Source organism: Arthrobacter sp. StoSoilB20, assembly GCF_019977295.1.
GTDB lineage: Bacteria > Actinomycetota > Actinomycetes > Actinomycetales > Micrococcaceae > Arthrobacter > Arthrobacter nicotinovorans_A.
Map to the genome: position 1 here is coordinate 1009472 of NZ_AP024651.1, position 15463 is coordinate 1024934.

Sequence of the window (15463 nt, forward strand, 5' to 3'; positions counted from 1 at the left end):
ATCGCATGACGCCGCACGGTACTGTGCGTCACATCACATCCAAGAGTATGTCAGACTTTTGGACTTACTACCTAAATGTTACGAACGTCACATGTTGCGCTGGTCACGCTTCAAGCCCCTGCCGTGACCCGCCGACGCTCACTGAGCAAGGCCTCAAGCAGCTCCGCCACGTGCACCGGCGCCTCCACCCTGTACTGGGCCTGGGTGAAGTCCAGACCGACTTTGATGCCCACGTCATCGCCCAGGAGCCTGCCCAGGGCGTCTTCGTCAGTGACGTCATCGCCGGCAAACAAGATGGCCGTGGCCCCGGTTGCCTGCCGGAGGAACTCCACCGCTTCACCCTTGGAAGCGTGGACCACCGAGGTCTCCAGTACGCGCTTGCCGGTTTTGAGGTAAACTCCCGGATGCTCGCGAAGCACCCGGGTGGCGGCCTCGACGGCGTCCTCCGCGACGTCGTCGTCGGCCATCCTGGTGTGGAGGACGACGCCGGCGGGCTTGTCCTCAAGCAGCGTCCCCGGAGCGATGTTCACGATTTCCGCGAGGACTTCACGGACCGCGGCCAGCTTGGTGCGCTGTTCGTCGTCCAGTTCCAGGCCCAGGGATCCTTCACCGAGCCAGACTTCGGCCCCGTGGCTGCCGATCAGCAGCGTGTCCGCAGGAGGGGAGGCAACCAGCCGCAGGCTGTCCAGTGCCCTGCCCGAGATGAGTGCCGTCGTCGTGCGCGGCAGTTCGGCGAGGGCCTCCAACGCCGCAGCGGAGCGGGGCAGCGGCCTGGCATCCTCCGCCCTGTCCACGATGGGGGAGAGGGTGCCGTCGAAATCGAGCGCCACCAGCAAGTGCTCCGTGCTGGATATGCGGCGTACTGCTTCGAGCAGCTCAGGCGATAGTGAGAGCTTCTCAGCTGTCATCGCGCACCACCTTCTCCTCCAGGGCGGCCAGGAACTCAGCCGACCAGTGATCGACGTCGTGATCCAGGATCTGCTTGCGCATCAGCTTCATGCGGCGTCGGGCTTCCTTCGGGGGAAGGTTCACAGCACGCAGGATGGTGGATTTGAGGCCATCGATGTCGTGCGGGTTGATCAGGAATGCCTGCTTGAGCTGGTCGGCGGCACCGGCAAACTCGCTGAGGACCAACGCGCCATCATCCTCGGAGCGGGCCGTGACATATTCCTTGGCCACCAGGTTCATGCCATCGCGCAGCGCGGTGACCAGCATGACGTCCGCCGCGAGGTACAGTGCCACCATCTCCTCCACCGGATAGCTGTGGTGCAAGTAGCGGACCGCAGTGTTCTGGATGGTGTCGTAGGTGCCATTGATGTGGCCCACCGTGCCCTCGATCTCCTCGCGGAGCAGCCTGTACTGTTCCACGCGTTCCCGGCTGGGGCTTGCCACCTGGATCAGGGTGGCGTCCTCCACCTTGATGTGGCCGTCCGCCAAAAGTTCCTCGAAAGCCTTGAGCCGGTGCCGGATGCCCTTGGTGTAGTCCAGGCGGTCCACGCCCAAAAGGATGGTCTTCGGGTTGCCAAGGTCCTTGCGGATCTGCTGGGCGCGTTCAATGATCTCCGGCTTGGTGGCGAGCTCGCGGATCTGGGCAACATCGATGGAGATCGGGAAAGCCTGCGCCCTGGCGATGTGCGTTACCTCGCCGTCGGGGCCCTTGACGTGGACCTGCTGTTGCTTGACGCTGGCACCCAGGAAGCGGCGGGCAGAGCGCATGAAGTTGCCGGCATCGCTGGGACGCTGGAAGCCCAGGAGGTCCGCGCCCAGCAGGCCGTCAATGATTTCCCGGCGCCACGGCAGTTGGGCGAAAATCTCCGGCGGCGGGAAGGGGATGTGGTTGAAGAAGCCGATCTTGAGGTCGGGCCTCGTCTCGCGCAGCAGGCGCGGCACCAACTGAAGTTGGTAGTCCTGCACCCACACGGTGGCGCCATCGGCGGCGTGCCGGGTGACGGCGTCGGCGAACTTCCGGTTGACCTTGCGGTAGGAGTCCCACCACGTGCGGTGGAACTCAGGCGGGGCAATGACGTCGTGGTACAGCGGCCAGATGGTCGCGTTGGAAAAGCCCTCGTAGAACAGTTCAACGTCATCGCTGCTCAGCTGGACCGGAATGAGGTCCATGCCCTCGTGGCTGAAGGGGCGGACCGTCTCGTCCGGGGCGCCATGCCAACCCACCCACGCGCCGTCGGACTTTGTCATCATCGGCGCGAGCGCCGTCACGAGGCCCCCGGGCGAACGCCGCCAGCCGTCGGCGCCGTGTCCGTCGTCATCACTGATGCGGTCCACGGGCAGCCTGTTGGAGACCACCATGAAGTCGAACTTTGTTGCCGTGGGCTTCTTGACTGGAGCAGCCCGAACGCCTTCTTCGGTCTTGAGTTTTTCGCTTGCCAAATCCTGCATTAATGCTCCCTGGGGTTGCTGTGACTCAACTCCCAGCCTACTAGCGGAATCTTCCATGGCACTTGATCGTTCAACAACCGGGCAGGAGGGTCTGCGGCGGATCTTCAAGTTTGCTCCCGTAAACTGACCCCGTTGCCCTACGCCCCATGATGTCGAATACCCCGAGGAACTGATGAGCCCCGCAAACGAACAACGCCTGTCCAAGGCCGAACGCACCGCCCAGGCACGGGAAAAGGCGCGCGCAATCCGCGAAGAGCAGTTGAAGAAGGACAAGCGCAACAAGCTTCTGGTCGGCTGGGGCATTGTGGTTGCCGTTGTGGTCATCATCGCCGTGGTGGCGTTCGTGGTCATCGGCCAGGCGCAGAACAACGCGCCGATCGCAGATCAGGGCCCGACGCCGGCCAACGGCAACGTCCACGGCGGCGTCACGCTGCTGGCCAACAGCGAAGTTGTTAAGTCCGAGCCGGCCAGCGTCAACGTCGCCGACGTTCCCGCCCCGGCAGCCACCCCGCCGGCAACCGTGACGGTCCCGGGCGGCGAGGCTGAAGCCGGTAAGCCAGTGAAGGTTGTTGCCTACATCGACTTCATCTGCCCCGTCTGCAAGCGCTTCGAGACCACTTACGGTGAGTCGCTGACCAACCTGCGCAACGAAGGCAAGATCTCCCTCGAATACCGTCCCCTCGGATTCCTGGACCGCCAGTCCACCACCAACTACTCCTCCCGCGCAGCCAACGCCGCTGCGTGCGTGGTGAACACCTCCCCGGAAAAGTATGCGGACTTCTTCAACCTGCTCTTCGAGCGCCAGCCGGCTGAAGGCAGTGCGGGCATCTCCGACAACGACCTGAAGAAGATGGCCACCGAAGTAGGCGCGGCCAACATCGACTCCTGTGTCGACAGCAAGCAGTTCCGTCCGTGGGTCAAGGTTGCCACCCAGGAAGCTGCGGCAATCGGCGTCACGGGCACGCCCACCGTGTTCATCGACGGCAAGCAGTGGGACGGCAGCACGGACCTGAACGCCGAAATCCAGACGGCAGTAGACGCCAAGGGCTAACACCCGCGGAACGTACGACGGCGGCCGGTCACCTTTTCTTCATGGGTGGCCGGCCGCTGTTGTCTGGTTTGGTTCGGGCTGTTCGCGGTTTGGTGCGGGTTGTTCCCGGTTTGTTCGGCGTTGTTCCCGGCGAATTTCGTTGACGGGGATGGTCTGGGCTAACCTTATCTAGCGCTCTTTCGCGCTGTGCTTCGGGTAACCGGAGCATGCCTCCTTAGCTCAGTTGGCCAGAGCACCGCTCTTGTAAAGCGGGGGTCGTCGGTTCGAATCCGACAGGGGGCTCCACGAACCCCTCCATTCCGGACAATTTGCACGGGATGGAGGGGTTTTCATGTCCGGAATGCAGGGCGGGACACGTTTTCTGCAGGGCGGTCGGAAGGTTTCAACCGATTCCGATGGATACCCGGAACAACATCTGTGCCGGCTGTGACTCCTGCGCCTTGAAGCATCAGCAATGTAGAGGCAATGTGCGAAGGGCCGCCAAGTGCCGGACTGTTCTGAGCCAGTGAATGGGACCGCCTGATGGGAAGGTCCAGCCTCCGATTGGCGCACTGGGCACATTACGTGTTTCCGCATAGCTGGTGCGAGGCCACGCGAGAGACCAGACCTGAAGCTGTCAGTGATCTACGACCTCAAAAGGGGTAGCGGTACGACTTAGTACTCCTTGGCTTTGCTGTTGGTGAGGAACGTGTTGCAGCGGGTTTGAGCTTCCCCCTCTGATGTGAACCGCAATGCTTGGTTCTCCCTGGGGCTCCATTCGTCTCCTGGACGGTTGGGGTGCAGGTAGTAGTAAAACTGCAATCCGTTATCGAGACGGACGACAATTCCCCACGCCGCTGGCTTCCGCTTTCCCAATTCTTTCCTTTCTACTGCGCGCAGAGCGCTACAGCGTGGCTCTCAGTGTTTGGGGTGCTGCAGCCGAAGTCCATAAGCGGGTGTGTCGCGGAGGAATTCGCGGAATGTCGGGACGGCGAAATCGACGTATCCCCGGCTTGTTGTTTCGATGACCCCAGCAGCCAATAGCCGAAGCCGGTATTGGCCGCCGTATACGGCGTTGACGCCCAAACGCTCCGCAATTGTTGTGGTGCTGGACGGGCCATCGTCTTCAGCCATGGCCAGCAGGTACGACTGATCGACATCGGAAAGAGCCGAGTAGGCAGACTGCAGGACGGTGGCACCCATGCGACGGCGGGCTTTCTGTACTCCGGCAGCCAGCGCCTCGTCGGTGACTACCGCCCCTGATTTTCTGGCTTGACTCCACACGTGGTAGCCGACGAGCTGGATCAGGAATGGGTAGCCGCCCGTCGCTTCGGCCAGCTGCCGGAGATGTTCGTCGCTGATGTTCACGCCGCTTTCCGAGAAAGTATCCCGGAAGGCTTCGGCGACCTCGCCTATCGAGGTCCTGTGCAGGTCGTACTTTTCGGCGCGGCGAAGGAAGGTGGAGACGCCTTCGTTGAGCAGGTCTTCGACAGACTTCGGCAGACCAGCAAGGACCAGGCCAATGGGAAGACTTTCGCGGATCAGATGTTGGACGACCGCTGCGATTTCGGAGAGTTCGGTCCGGTCCACGGCATGAATCTCGTCGATGCTGATCAGCAACCCGGTGTCCTGCTCGCTCAACTTCTCCAGCAGTTCGGTAATCTGCCGCCGCCAGTGAACCTCACGCGCAGCCGGAAGCTGTGTATCCACGCGCACGATTCCGAGCGTCACCCCGGTAACCCGGCGGCCGCCAGGGCCGTCCCCGAGCTCTTCAGCCGCGGCGCGGACGCCGCTGCCGATGCGGTCGACGAGTCCGGCCGTGGCGGTTTCCGAGATGACAATCCAGCCGTGCTCGATGGCTTCGTCTTCGATTTCCCCCAGCATGACGGTCTTGCCGATGCCGCGGGGGCCGGTGAAGATAGAGAGCAATCCGGGGGCGCCGGGACCATTCTCGATGCTCTCTGCGAAATCTTGGCGCATGTCATCCCGGCCGATAAGAAGCGGTGGGCGGGCACCAGCTGTCGGTTTGAACGGGTTTTTCGCTGCCACTTTTACACTCCTATAAATTTTTTAAAGTCTTTATATTTCTTATAGTAGTGCGTAGTAGGAGACGGGTCGAGAGGCCGCTGCAATGGCACGTTCACGCCCGATCAACGGGATAACCTTGTGAGGCTCATGACTGACGGTAGGGTGAGCCGCATGCGCAGTTACCTGGCTCGAATCGTCAGCGTTGTGGTCCTGGCTCTCTTTTCCGCCGTTGCCGTTCAGGGTGGTAACCCTGCGGTCGGCCACTTCAATGGAGATGGCCGCGCCGACCTGCTGGCACGTGACAGCGCTGGAATCCTGTGGTTGTATCCGCGCGGAAGCGCCACCGCGTGGATGCCACGTGTTCAGGTTGGGCAGGGCTGGAACGTCATGAGCACCGTTGTCTGACCTCTCGGAACACCGAAACGAGTACGACAGGGAGGGACTAAACCCAGTAGCAGCGCGAGAAGCCAGCACGGGCCAGCGGGATGATGAGTGCGTCAGGCGATGGCACGACCAAGTTGTTGCCGCGGGGAACGAGCGCATTCTTGCCCGGACGGTGGAGGGTGGACTTCACAGTTACCGCACGGACGAGGTCACGCTGTATCGCCAAGGAAACTCATCGGCGGTGGCCCCAATTTGGTTCATGACAACGTTCTCCGTCATGTGGGCCGGAATAGCCCTCGCCTGCACAGTGATGGCAGTCATGTCGTCCCTAGGGGACGGCCAATGGGTCAGGATGGTTCTGCCGGTTATGGTGGGGCTCTTCGCCTGGCTCCACGTCGTCTGGGCGCGGCAGGACTGGCACGCCGATTCACGTCGACAGGAACGGGGTGTTCCTGAGCCAAAGGCGGGCAAAAGGCCGGTACAGATTGACGTTCAGTGGCCGCCGCCGCGGATGAGGAAGAGAGACGTCAAGGCTGACTAGGCCTGCCCGTTTGGGGAGACCAGTCAGACCCTTAGCGGAGTTGGCGCTTGTACTGGAAGCTGTACCCGTTGTGGGACTGGCTGTAGACGCAGCCGGTCACAAGGTAGCCCTTCTTGGCGTATTGGCCCTGCCAGTAGGTGCAAGCGTCCCAGGAGACATAAGGCCAAGCAGTGAATCCGGGGACCGCGGCAGTGGCTGCAGGTGCAGCGGCTACGCCTGCTCCTACCGCGACGCCACCTGCCAGGAGTGACAAGGACAGGAAGGCTGCTACGCGCGCGGTTTTCATGCCGGGGTTCCTTTTCTTGGCGATGGGTGTCCCGACTCACGCTACACCGAATGGATTAATAAGCCGTGAGGTGAAGTGGCGAGTTTGCGCCGCTACTGCTGTGGCGCGTTTTGCCGACGGAGTGATTGCCTCTAGCCTGTGGATCATGTCGTATGACCTGCTGTGTACCTGCCCGAAGCTTTGGGCGCTGAGGCGCTGACCGCTCTCGTGGATGCTTCTCCGGGGCTGCAGGTGGAGCCAAGCGCCGGTGGAAGCGTTGAGGTCCCGCAGAACTGGCACATCCTTCGCGGCAAGAAGGCCGCGTACTGCTTCACCCTGGAAGGCCCTTATCTCGTCGAGCCGGAGGACGTTCCGCATGATGTGACGGCCGCTGTGCTGGGTGCCGGAGTCATGTACAGCATCCTGGTTGAAGGCACCGATCCGGGTTCGACACCAACTGAGGCGGCGCTGACCTCGACTAGCCCACCCGAATAAAGATGTAGTTATTTAGATTTTAGCCATCAAATCAAAATAGTCCGACGGTTATTGCTCATTTGAGAAGCTGGTGTCGGAGACCTCAGATGGGGTCGCGACGACGACGACGGGGGCGGCCATGAGCACGACGGTGACGGTGATGATGACGGTGATGGCGGCCGTGGTCATCGTGCGGGCAGCGGTCGCGCACGGCGCAGGAACAAGGTGTCCGGCGTCCAGGCCCAGGCGTCTGCAAAGACGCTTCGATGGGCGGCAGGGCATGAGAGCCACGGTTACAAGCGAGCTGTGGTCAGCATGCCGTCAGGCGTCCCGCAAACTCTAGTTAAGAGGGATCAGTCCTGACATTTGAGTTGTTGCCCGCTGGCTGTCCATAGGTGTCTCATACACTCCGCCTCATCGTGCCATCTCATTACTCCTTAAGCGGCAACTCGAATCAACGTTCCATGTCCCGGTCGTTCTGCAGAAGCCTGGTGCGTTCCTTTCGGCTGTTGCCCTGCTGGCCGGTGGAACGCTGACAGCCTTCACTCACTTCCACTCTGCGTCTTCGACTGACTGATAGAGCCAAGGAATTTCAGGTGGTCGCTATACATCTGATCATGGCCGCGTTGTCGTCCACCATGACTGCTTTTTTGCTGGTTTTAGGAATTACCTATGCCACCGGCACTACGGATGTCGATGAGATACGAGGTCCCTTCGCCTGGCTCATCTTCTCCTCACTGGCATTCAACGGACTCCTGTACTGGATCGCGTTCCCTCGTCTCTATCTCGCTTGCGTCGAACTGACACCTCCATTGAGATGGTTCGAAAGTTCTGCATCTTGGAGTTAGATGTGGAGTGCGAAGCGTAGGCGCACGCTGTTACCCACGAAGCTGTACGTGGATCGGCTATCTGCCCTGAAGACTTCCAGCAGTACTCGTCCACTTGTCCGGGGTCGCGCTCTAACAACCAGTGGTAGGCGATCATTTCGCCCGCCAAACCGAGTGCGTTGCGCTCCTGACCGGCGGCATCTAACCTGTCGATCGTCGCTATGAGGTGGGGCCACAGGGTTGTTTGATCCAATGGCTTTGGCGGCTGCTGAGGAATCTCGGTGACGATTCTTTGGATGGACATTGCTTGACCAACCCAATCGCTGTTCGGCGCTACTGCCCCGTTGCAGTCTTCGCGCGAAGGTTCATGAGCCCGGCGATGGTCAGGCCGGCTGAAACCGCCAGTGCTGCTATCCAGAGGGTGAGGCCGGCGAGGTCGTGGACAGCCATTTGGGGGAGCCGTCGATCCGGGACCGCTACGACGCCGACGAACGCCCCGAGGAGCCCGAAGTAGCTGCCGGTCATGAAACGCTGATGGGCACGGATGTTGCCGCGGAGGACTGTCACTAGACCCATCGTGAGGGTGCAGAACGTCAGCACGGACAGGGCATGAAGCCAGTTGAACCCGCCGTCGATGGTCCGGATCCCGAAGGAGGTCAGGACCACAACGTACATGGCCGCCGCCCAGATGCGGCCCAAAGTCTTGTGCGCTGCGCTGCCCTTGTTGCGGCGAAGCAGGTTCACGGCACCGAAGATCAGGGCGTAGCCCGCTGCGATGGCATGCAGGGCGATGAGTAAAGTCCACGGCGAGGGCATAGGGGCAGCCTAGCGAAGTCGGAACGGACTATCGGACTGTGTCGTCGTGGACGGTCATAGATCCCGGGAGAAGCTGCGCGGCTCTTCGGAGACCACATCGCCGGCGGCCAGCAGTTGAAGTGCTTCCGCGGCCGGCGTCCCCGGATCCGCGGCGTACATGAGGATTCTGTGGCCGGATTCATCGGGCGGTGTGAGGACCTCGAAGTTCAGTTCCAGATCGCCCACCTCGGGGTGGTGCATGTGTTTCAACCCGGACATGCAGTTCTGCACGGGGTGCCGAGCCCACAATTTCGCGAACTCCTCACTCTTCAAAGTGAGCTCACCTACCAAAGAGGCGAGTTCGGGGTCATCCGAGGCCCGGCCGGCGATGAGCCGCAGTGATGACACTGCACGCGTGGCTTCCTCCAGCCACCGTGAGTAAAGTTCGCGGGTGTGCTGGTCAAGGAACAACAAATGAGTCATGTTTGGCCTTGTTGCAGCCGACATCGGTGCGTCGAAGTCCAAGTGCCCGGCAACCAGGCGATGGCCAAGCCGGTTCCAGGCAAGCACCTCGCTGCGGCGTCCCAGCACGATGGCGGGGGTGCTGGCCATTGACTGAATAAGGCGGAGCGTCCCTGTCCTGGCCTTGTCCGGCTTCGTCACGGTGCGGCGTTTGGCGGGGCGGGCGCGGGCAAGATTGAACAGGTGGGCCCGCTCGTCAGTGTTGAGATTCAGGGCCCGGGCAATCGCATCAATGATGGCATCAGAAGCGTTGTTACTGAGGCCCTGCTCCAGGCGGGTGTAGTAGGTATTGCTGACTCCCGCGAGCATTGCCAGTTCCTCGCGCCGGAGACCTGGTACGCGGCGGATGCCGTAATTCAAGAGGCCGACGTCTTCCGGCTGCAGCGAGGCCCTTCGGACTCGAAGGAACTCCCCAAGTTCACTCACCATAGTCATGTTCACCATTCTGCCGGTCCCCGGTGGCAGTGTCCTGTCCCTGTCAGGGGTAGGCAAGAGGGGGTGTGGTTGATCCGGGGGCATACCTGGACCGTTGGAGCTGTGAAGAAAGCCGCCCACGGGCGGATACAGCTCCAGCAAAGGATCTTCCATGACGACACAACCGGATGTCACCAAAGGCACCAGCCTTCCGTATGCCACCGACCATGAACCCCAGCCGGACTCGAAAAGGCAGATGACCGCCAAGCAACGGCTGGCACTCATTGTCCTGCTCACAGCGAGTTTTACCCTCGCTGTCGACTTCTCCATCCTCAACGTAGCCCTACCGGCCATCGGCACCGATGTTGGCTTCAGCATGGAGAACCTTCAGTGGATTGCGACGTCATTCGCACTCTGCGCTGCGGGCCTGACGCTGCTGTTTGGCCGTGTCGCCGATATTGCCGGGCGCCGCAAGATGTTCATCATCGGCATGGCCCTGCTCGGCGCGGCGTCACTTGCCGGCGGGTTGTCTGCCGAGCCGGCGTTGTTGCTTATCGCTCGCGTGGGCCAAGGCGTCGCTACGGCCATTGTCGTTCCCGCAGCCTTGTCCTTGTTGCTGGCATCGTTCCCGGAAGGCCCGCTGCGCGATAAGGCACTGGGCCTTAACGGCTCACTGATGGCCGCGGGCTTTACGACCGGCGCTATCCTCGGCGGGCTCCTGACAGACCTTCTGAGCTGGCGTTGGGCGTTCTTCATCAACGTGCCTGTTGCCATCGCAGTACTGGTCATCGCCCCCATCGTCCTCGCTGAGAGCAAACCCACCTCGAAGTTGAAGTTGGACGTTCCGGGCGCCGTCACCGTTACCCTCGGCCTTCTGGCCCTTGTCTTCGGTTTGACGAACGCCGCCGAGCACTCGTGGACCAACCCTCTTACTTTGGGCTCCCTCGCGGCAGCCGTTGTGCTCTTCGTTGCTTTCGTCGCCGTCGAACGCCGGGCAGCCTGGCCGCTGGTACCACTGGAGATTCTGAAGCGCTCCACTGTCGCTTGGGGCAACATCGCGGGCATCCTGGCCTTCGTCACTGAAACGTCCCTGGTGTTCTTGCTGACGCTTTACCTGCAGCAAGTTCTCGGCTACACACCGCTCGGTGCTGGCTTGGCCTTCGCAGTCCTTGGCCTCGGCACGGTACTCGGCGGCATCCTCGGACCCAATGTGATCAGCAGGATCGGCAACAAGAATGCCATCATCTACGGATTCATAGTCCAGGCCATTGCCACAGGCGTCCTCGTCCTGCTCAGCGCAGACCCCGCATCAATCGGTCTGCTGCTGCTCGCCACCTTCATCGGTGGCGCAGCCAACCTCGTTGTCATCGTCGGATTCATGGTCACGGCAACCTCCGGGCTGCCTGATGAAGAACAAGGTATGGCTACGGGACTGGCAACAATGAGCCAGCAGATCGGCATCACCATGGGCATCCCCATTATGGGTGCCATCTTCACAGCCCAAATCCTCAGCATCGGCAACGACGAGGCCCAAGCCGTCCTCAGCGGTGTCACCGCCGCCATCTGGGTCAACGCCGGCCTCTGCTTGCTCACCGCGGTGGTGGTGGGCCTCTTCCTGCGCAAGCCGGCGATCTCCGCCGAATAAGCCCTAAAGGCAGAAGCCCTGCACGACTTCGGGGAGGGGTTCTTCCAAGGACCCTCCTCCAGTCGTGGCAGCATTGGCGGTTACTACTGAACCTTGAACGACGCCAGCTGGCTCACTTTCCGACGAGCCGCAGCTATCACGGGGCGTACCGCCGCAACCCCTGCCCTCAGGAAGCCGGCAACCATGCTGATGGTGCCGCGGAATCGGCTGCTGCTGCGCCAATTCTGCGTCAATTCCCATGTGGTTCGGATGAAATGCACCCCGAGGACGACGATAAACAGGGAGATCACCAGGCCGGCAATCGAGGCAGCCACGATCATCACGCCAGTGATGTGCACCAGGAGGACGGCAGAGATCACAACTGTTTGAGCGTCAAGAAGTTCCATATTCATTTCTCGTTGTGCGGGACGATTTGTGCGGGTGGGGGTTCCGGCTTGCTGTAAACGCCGAAGGTTTGCCGGAAGTATTCAAAACCACGTCAATGTGGGTTTTAGGCTCGTCAAAGTGGATCAGGTATGGCTTGCCGTTGTTCCCCCAAGACCAGGCCTTTCATGACTCCAGTTTCGTCTAATCCTAAGAGGCGCAGCTGAAATACGCCCGTTCAAGTCAAAAACACCCGCCCCTGCTTGTGTTTGCCGAAAGTGACCGCTAAACCTCGATGAGGTCGTCGGTGTGGCCGTGGACCTTTTTTGGAAACCATTTCATGGCCTGATGAAAGCACGCGAGTCAACGAATCACGGGCAATTCAGCGTGCCTGTAAGGGGCGGGCTTGCCCATGCGTTGGTGGAGTTGGGCACCTTGTAGTAGCCGCGGATCTGGTACGTCCAGGTCCCGGTGAGGTTGCCAGAGCTTTGGACGCCGGAGTTGTACGACTTTCCCGCAGCCTTGCTGAGGTCGCCCGTGAACTGCACCACGCCGTCGGGGTCTATGACTTTCAGTTCGTGATAGTTGGCGTAGGTGACGGCGGTGAAACTGCTGACGCTGATCTTGGCCTGGGCGAACCAGAGGAATGAATCGCAGGACTTCGTCACGGCCACTGTATTGACGGCCGGGGCCGGGATCTTTGCCGCGCTGACGGCCAGGGCACCTGTTGCGGTGTCGTTGAACTTTGCGTGCGCCGGTGAAATCTGGACGCCCATCAGTAAGAATACGGCGGCCATGATGATGGCCGGTACTTGCCAGATGATGCCCTTGCCCTGCATGTGCTTAGCTGCCGTCCCCGTAGTGCGAATGTTCTGTTTCCATAGTGGCGAACGGGCCTCAGGAAACACCTCGGTGAACACTCAAGGTCCGCTCAAGACCGGAAAAATCCCCTGTGCCGGGTCAGCGATGTGTGCGCGGCCCGGATGAGGTCCGAACGCGAAGCCAGGCAACGGTCTGCCGTTTGCTGCAGGGCGGGCAGTGCATGGGCAGCGTCGTCGAAGTGGTTTTCCCGGATCATTGATTCGATGGCCCGGCATTGGTGCTCCGTTTCCATGGCTCCCACCATGGAGGAACTGATCTTCAGGCTGAGAACGGCAGTAGTGGTCTCCTTGGGATCGTGTTCGTCCACGGCATGGATGATCCGCTCGACGCGCTGCGGGAGCATTGCCAGGTACTTGGCGAGAAAACGCAGGGCCGGCTCGGGGCTTCCCAGCTCCTCGGCGAGAGATTGGAGCCTGCCCAGGTCCAATTCGCCGCCGGGATTACCCGAGGGCTTCATTGCCGGTACCGGCCTTTTCTTCCGGTGCTGTCTTGGTGGGGTTTTTGGTCCAGATGGAGGCGAGCATTCCGATGACCAGGATGCTGGGTGCGCCGTACATCAGGATGTTTATGGTGATGGGTTGGCGCAGGGTGCGGATGGCGTTGCCTACGCCGGGGATGGTGGCGACGTGTTTGTCCACGGTGGTTCCTTGGAGGGTGGCGATCCAGGGGTCGATGCCGTTGTTGGCGTCGCCTTTGGTTTGGACTGCTGTGCCGCCGTCGGCTGTGGGGGTGATTTCGGTGATGCGGTGGGTTTCCACGCGTTGGTCTTCGACCGGGATGTGGTAGGTGATGACGTCGCCTGTTTTGATGTCCGCGATGGGGGTTGGGACGGTGACGACGATGTCGCCGGGGTTGATTATGGGTGCCATGGAGCCGGTGAGCATGGTGGAGGTTTGGTAGCCCAGGACGCGGGGGCCGATGGCGAGGAACAGGAACACAAGGGCGGCGAGGACCAGCATGCCCGCACCGATTGCACGGGCTGTTTTACCGGCGACGCGACGGAACGTGCCGGCAGTGCGGGTGTTCGGTGTGGCCGCTGCGGCCTGCTGCACAGCGGCAGCTTCAGGGGCGGAAGGGACGACGGCGGTGGGTCGGGTTTCGCCTTTTGCCGCGGCGGAACGCCGGCCATGTACTGCGGGAGTGGTGATGGTGCTCAGCGCGCTCATGTCTGGCGTTCCTTTCGTGGGGCTTGACGTGATTTCAGTCTTCCGTGCCCTGCTCAAGGGAGTCTGCGGGAAGGCCTCAAGACTTGATCAGGAAATGGCCAGGAACCGGCCGGAAGGGCATACCGGCCGGCCCCTGGGGTCTATCGGGCAACCCCCACGGGGGCTGGTTGCTGCCGGGTGTTATTTGGTGGTTTCGGTGCGTTGGGTGCCGGTGAAGGAGAAGGCGAGGGTGGAGGTGGCGCCTTGGAAGGTGTTGTCTGCGGTGGCGGGCAGGGTGGTGGTGACTTTGAGGTTGTCGGTCTTGGCTGAGGTCAGGGAGGTCAGGTTGTTCAGGACCTTGTTCGCTGTGATGACCGGGCCGTTGGACAGGACGGTGGTTTTGGTTCCGGCGCAGGTGTAGGGCGCTGCGGTACCGGTCCAGGCTACGGAGCAGTTCTCGATGCTCAGTTGCAGGCCGTTGGTGGGGTCGGTGGTCAGCAGGGAGGCGGTGGCGCCGGCGGACGTGGTGAGGGTGACGTTGTTCAGGTCGGAGTTGCCGGTGTTGGCCAGGGTGACGAGTTTTTCGGCTTTGTCGCCGGGGAGCATGCCGGTGACCGGGACGTTGAGGGTGTTCGCGGCGCCGGTGCCCAGGGCGATGGTGACGGTGCCGGCGGTGACGGCCTGGGAGGCGGAGGTCGAGGACGTGAACGCACCGTAGGTGCCCATTCCGGCGACGGCGGCTGCGGTGCCGACCAGTGCGACGGAAGCGAGGATCTTGCCGGAGGTGGTCTTGAGGCTGATGGCCATGGGAATCAGTGTCCTTTCGATGGGCCACCGTGAGACCGGCCGGCCTGTTCTTTGGTGTCTGCCTGACTGGCTGACAAGAACTACTGTGCCGGGGCAGGATCAAGAACAAATCCTGCAAACCCGCAACACTTCCTCAGGAAAAACTCAAGACTCCCGCACCGCGCTGAGGGCCATTTCCAGGCTGTTCGAAATGCCTCAGCAATGGGTTGTTGTCAGAGTGACGATAAGTCTGCTACTTTGTTCTTGTCAGAGTGATAATAAAGAATGGAAGACGACAATGATGGCCCTGCTCGACTGGATGAACTCCGCAGCAATCCCCAACCTTTTCGGCAGCCCGGTGAGTTGGATCGAGGTAATCGGCTTCGTTACCGGTGCAGCCTGCGTCTATGGCGTAGCCCGGCAGAAGCTGTGGAACTGGCCCGTTGGCATCCTGAACAACCTGGCGTTCATCGTTTTGTTTCTCGGAGCAGGACTCTATGGGGAAACAGTACTTCAGGTGATCTTCGCGGTCGTTTCGGCCTACGGTTGGTTCAATTGGGTGCGCGGCAACTCCGACACCCACGTCAAGAATGACCTGCTGATCCGAGACGCTACGGGCAGGGAGGTCGTCCTGGGCGTCGGTATTGCGTTGGTCGGAACTGTAGCTGTGGCGTTGGTCCTTACCCACGGAACTGATTCCCAGGTGCCATGGCCGGACGCTTTCGTGCTGACCGCCTCGCTCATAGCAACCTATGGGCAGGCCAAAAAGATCTTCCAGCACTGGTACGTCTGGATTCTCATCGATGTGGTCTCTGTTCCGCTCTACTTCAGCCGCGGCCTGACATTGACTGCCATCCTCTACATCGGGTTCCTGGCCCTTTGCATTTACGGACTCATCGATTGGAAACGTGCCCGCCGTGCTGAAACTCCGGCCCTTTCCGAAGCCATCAAGACAGGAGCATGAG

Annotated in this window: 18 protein-coding genes and 1 tRNA gene; 7 read left to right on the forward strand and 12 right to left on the reverse strand. The window is 61.2% G+C overall.

Annotated features, from left to right (window positions below; translation table 11 throughout):
- Window positions 1–110: 110 nt before the first annotated feature.
- Together otsB and LDN85_RS04680 are read right to left on the reverse strand one after the other, a co-directional pair.
- Window positions 111–908, reverse strand: a complete 798-nt coding sequence (otsB, locus tag LDN85_RS04675; RefSeq protein ID WP_223944731.1) for a trehalose-phosphatase — start codon at window positions 906–908, stop codon at window positions 111–113.
- Window positions 898–2397 carry a trehalose-6-phosphate synthase gene (locus LDN85_RS04680; protein WP_026542646.1) on the reverse strand — a complete coding sequence of 500 codons (1500 nt, stop codon included), beginning with the start codon at window positions 2395–2397 and terminating at the stop codon, window positions 898–900. Before LDN85_RS04680 ends, otsB begins: the two co-directional genes overlap by 11 nt.
- Before the next feature lie 172 nt (window positions 2398–2569).
- Between LDN85_RS04680 and LDN85_RS04685 the strand changes: the two genes are divergently transcribed.
- Both LDN85_RS04685 and LDN85_RS04690 read left to right on the forward strand, forming a co-directional pair.
- Window positions 2570–3448 carry a thioredoxin domain-containing protein gene (locus LDN85_RS04685; RefSeq protein ID WP_026548385.1) on the forward strand — a complete coding sequence of 293 codons (879 nt, stop codon included), beginning with the start codon at window positions 2570–2572 and terminating at the stop codon, window positions 3446–3448.
- 208 nt (window positions 3449–3656) lie between these two features.
- A tRNA-Thr gene (locus tag LDN85_RS04690) sits at window positions 3657–3733 on the forward strand.
- Between the two features lie 612 nt (window positions 3734–4345).
- Here LDN85_RS04690 and LDN85_RS04695 read toward each other — a convergent pair.
- Window positions 4346–5476, reverse strand: a complete 1131-nt coding sequence (locus LDN85_RS04695) for an ATP-binding protein (protein ID WP_223944732.1) — start codon at window positions 5474–5476, stop codon at window positions 4346–4348.
- A gap of 126 nt (window positions 5477–5602) precedes the next feature.
- On the opposite strand from LDN85_RS04695, the gene LDN85_RS04700 reads away from it, so the two are divergent.
- The gene (locus LDN85_RS04700) at window positions 5603–5860 is read left to right on the forward strand and encodes a hypothetical protein (RefSeq protein WP_223944733.1); all 258 of its coding nucleotides are present in this window, start codon (window positions 5603–5605) and stop codon (window positions 5858–5860) included.
- A gap of 238 nt (window positions 5861–6098) precedes the next feature.
- Complete coding sequence (locus LDN85_RS04705) at window positions 6099–6380, forward strand: hypothetical protein (protein ID WP_223944734.1); 282 nt, start codon at window positions 6099–6101, stop codon at window positions 6378–6380.
- Between the two features lie 31 nt (window positions 6381–6411).
- On the opposite strand, the gene LDN85_RS04710 is transcribed toward LDN85_RS04705, so the two are convergent.
- Window positions 6412–6666: a hypothetical protein gene (locus tag LDN85_RS04710; RefSeq protein WP_223944735.1), complete on the reverse strand. Its 255-nt coding sequence runs from the start codon at window positions 6664–6666 to the stop codon at window positions 6412–6414.
- A gap of 162 nt (window positions 6667–6828) precedes the next feature.
- Here LDN85_RS04710 and LDN85_RS04715 point away from each other — a divergent pair, with 162 nt between their 5' ends.
- A complete protein-coding gene (locus LDN85_RS04715; RefSeq protein WP_223944736.1) occupies window positions 6829–7140 on the forward strand; it encodes a hypothetical protein in 312 nt (103 codons plus the stop codon).
- A gap of 48 nt (window positions 7141–7188) precedes the next feature.
- Here the strand turns inward: LDN85_RS04715 and LDN85_RS04720 are convergent, their stop codons facing one another.
- The 3 genes from LDN85_RS04720 to LDN85_RS04730 all read right to left on the reverse strand — a co-directional run bounded on the left by LDN85_RS04720 (window position 7189) and on the right by LDN85_RS04730 (window position 9698).
- Window positions 7189–7410 carry a hypothetical protein gene (locus LDN85_RS04720; RefSeq protein WP_223944737.1) on the reverse strand — a complete coding sequence of 74 codons (222 nt, stop codon included), beginning with the start codon at window positions 7408–7410 and terminating at the stop codon, window positions 7189–7191.
- An 869-nt stretch (window positions 7411–8279) separates the two neighbouring features.
- Window positions 8280–8762: a DUF2306 domain-containing protein gene (locus tag LDN85_RS04725; protein WP_223944738.1), complete on the reverse strand. Its 483-nt coding sequence runs from the start codon at window positions 8760–8762 to the stop codon at window positions 8280–8282.
- A gap of 54 nt (window positions 8763–8816) precedes the next feature.
- Window positions 8817–9698 carry a helix-turn-helix transcriptional regulator gene (locus tag LDN85_RS04730; protein WP_223944739.1) on the reverse strand — a complete coding sequence of 294 codons (882 nt, stop codon included), beginning with the start codon at window positions 9696–9698 and terminating at the stop codon, window positions 8817–8819.
- 235 nt (window positions 9699–9933) lie between these two features.
- Between LDN85_RS04730 and LDN85_RS04735 the strand changes: the two genes are divergently transcribed.
- Window positions 9934–11322 (forward strand): MFS transporter, encoded by a 1389-nt coding sequence (locus LDN85_RS04735; RefSeq protein ID WP_223945421.1) that lies wholly within the window; start codon window positions 9934–9936, stop codon window positions 11320–11322.
- A gap of 83 nt (window positions 11323–11405) precedes the next feature.
- On the opposite strand, the gene LDN85_RS04740 is transcribed toward LDN85_RS04735, so the two are convergent.
- The 5 genes from LDN85_RS04740 to LDN85_RS04760 form a co-directional block, all read right to left on the reverse strand.
- The gene (locus LDN85_RS04740; protein ID WP_223944740.1) at window positions 11406–11708 is read right to left on the reverse strand and encodes a hypothetical protein; all 303 of its coding nucleotides are present in this window, start codon (window positions 11706–11708) and stop codon (window positions 11406–11408) included.
- A 348-nt stretch (window positions 11709–12056) separates the two neighbouring features.
- Window positions 12057–12524: a hypothetical protein gene (locus LDN85_RS04745; protein WP_223944741.1), complete on the reverse strand. Its 468-nt coding sequence runs from the start codon at window positions 12522–12524 to the stop codon at window positions 12057–12059.
- Between the two features lie 92 nt (window positions 12525–12616).
- Complete coding sequence (locus LDN85_RS04750; RefSeq protein ID WP_091554340.1) at window positions 12617–13024, reverse strand: Hpt domain-containing protein; 408 nt, start codon at window positions 13022–13024, stop codon at window positions 12617–12619.
- Complete coding sequence (locus LDN85_RS04755; RefSeq protein ID WP_223944742.1) at window positions 13008–13733, reverse strand: signal peptidase I; 726 nt, start codon at window positions 13731–13733, stop codon at window positions 13008–13010. Before LDN85_RS04755 ends, LDN85_RS04750 begins: the two co-directional genes overlap by 17 nt.
- Window positions 13734–13913: 180 nt before the next feature.
- Entirely contained in the window at window positions 13914–14519 is a 606-nt protein-coding gene (locus LDN85_RS04760) for a TasA family protein (protein WP_223944743.1), read from the reverse strand.
- Window positions 14520–14796: 277 nt separating this feature from the next.
- On the opposite strand from LDN85_RS04760, the gene pnuC reads away from it, so the two are divergent.
- Window positions 14797–15462 (forward strand): nicotinamide riboside transporter PnuC, encoded by a 666-nt coding sequence (pnuC, locus tag LDN85_RS04765; RefSeq protein WP_223944744.1) that lies wholly within the window; start codon window positions 14797–14799, stop codon window positions 15460–15462.
- Window position 15463: the final 1 nt, after the last annotated feature.

Excerpts from the sequence above, each read along its gene's own strand:
- LDN85_RS04745 (WP_223944741.1), bottom strand. The coding sequence starts at position 12,524 with ATGCAGGGCAAGGGCATCATCTGGCAAGTACCGGCCATCATCATGGCC.
- LDN85_RS04685 (WP_026548385.1), top strand. The coding sequence starts at position 2,570 with ATGAGCCCCGCAAACGAACAACGCCTGTCCAAGGCCGAACGCACCGCC.
- LDN85_RS04680 (WP_026542646.1), bottom strand. The coding sequence starts at position 2,397 with ATGCAGGATTTGGCAAGCGAAAAACTCAAGACCGAAGAAGGCGTTCGG.
- LDN85_RS04750 (WP_091554340.1), bottom strand. The coding sequence starts at position 13,024 with ATGAAGCCCTCGGGTAATCCCGGCGGCGAATTGGACCTGGGCAGGCTC.
- LDN85_RS04700 (WP_223944733.1), top strand. The coding sequence starts at position 5,603 with ATGACTGACGGTAGGGTGAGCCGCATGCGCAGTTACCTGGCTCGAATC.
- LDN85_RS04755 (WP_223944742.1), bottom strand. The coding sequence starts at position 13,733 with ATGAGCGCGCTGAGCACCATCACCACTCCCGCAGTACATGGCCGGCGT.
- otsB (WP_223944731.1), bottom strand. The coding sequence starts at position 908 with ATGACAGCTGAGAAGCTCTCACTATCGCCTGAGCTGCTCGAAGCAGTA.
- LDN85_RS04735 (WP_223945421.1), top strand. The coding sequence starts at position 9,934 with ATGACCGCCAAGCAACGGCTGGCACTCATTGTCCTGCTCACAGCGAGT.
- LDN85_RS04710 (WP_223944735.1), bottom strand. The coding sequence starts at position 6,666 with ATGAAAACCGCGCGCGTAGCAGCCTTCCTGTCCTTGTCACTCCTGGCA.
- LDN85_RS04730 (WP_223944739.1), bottom strand. The coding sequence starts at position 9,698 with ATGACTATGGTGAGTGAACTTGGGGAGTTCCTTCGAGTCCGAAGGGCC.
- LDN85_RS04705 (WP_223944734.1), top strand. The coding sequence starts at position 6,099 with ATGACAACGTTCTCCGTCATGTGGGCCGGAATAGCCCTCGCCTGCACA.
- pnuC (WP_223944744.1), top strand. The coding sequence starts at position 14,797 with ATGATGGCCCTGCTCGACTGGATGAACTCCGCAGCAATCCCCAACCTT.
- LDN85_RS04760 (WP_223944743.1), bottom strand. The coding sequence starts at position 14,519 with ATGGCCATCAGCCTCAAGACCACCTCCGGCAAGATCCTCGCTTCCGTC.
- LDN85_RS04740 (WP_223944740.1), bottom strand. The coding sequence starts at position 11,708 with ATGGAACTTCTTGACGCTCAAACAGTTGTGATCTCTGCCGTCCTCCTG.
- LDN85_RS04725 (WP_223944738.1), bottom strand. The coding sequence starts at position 8,762 with ATGCCCTCGCCGTGGACTTTACTCATCGCCCTGCATGCCATCGCAGCG.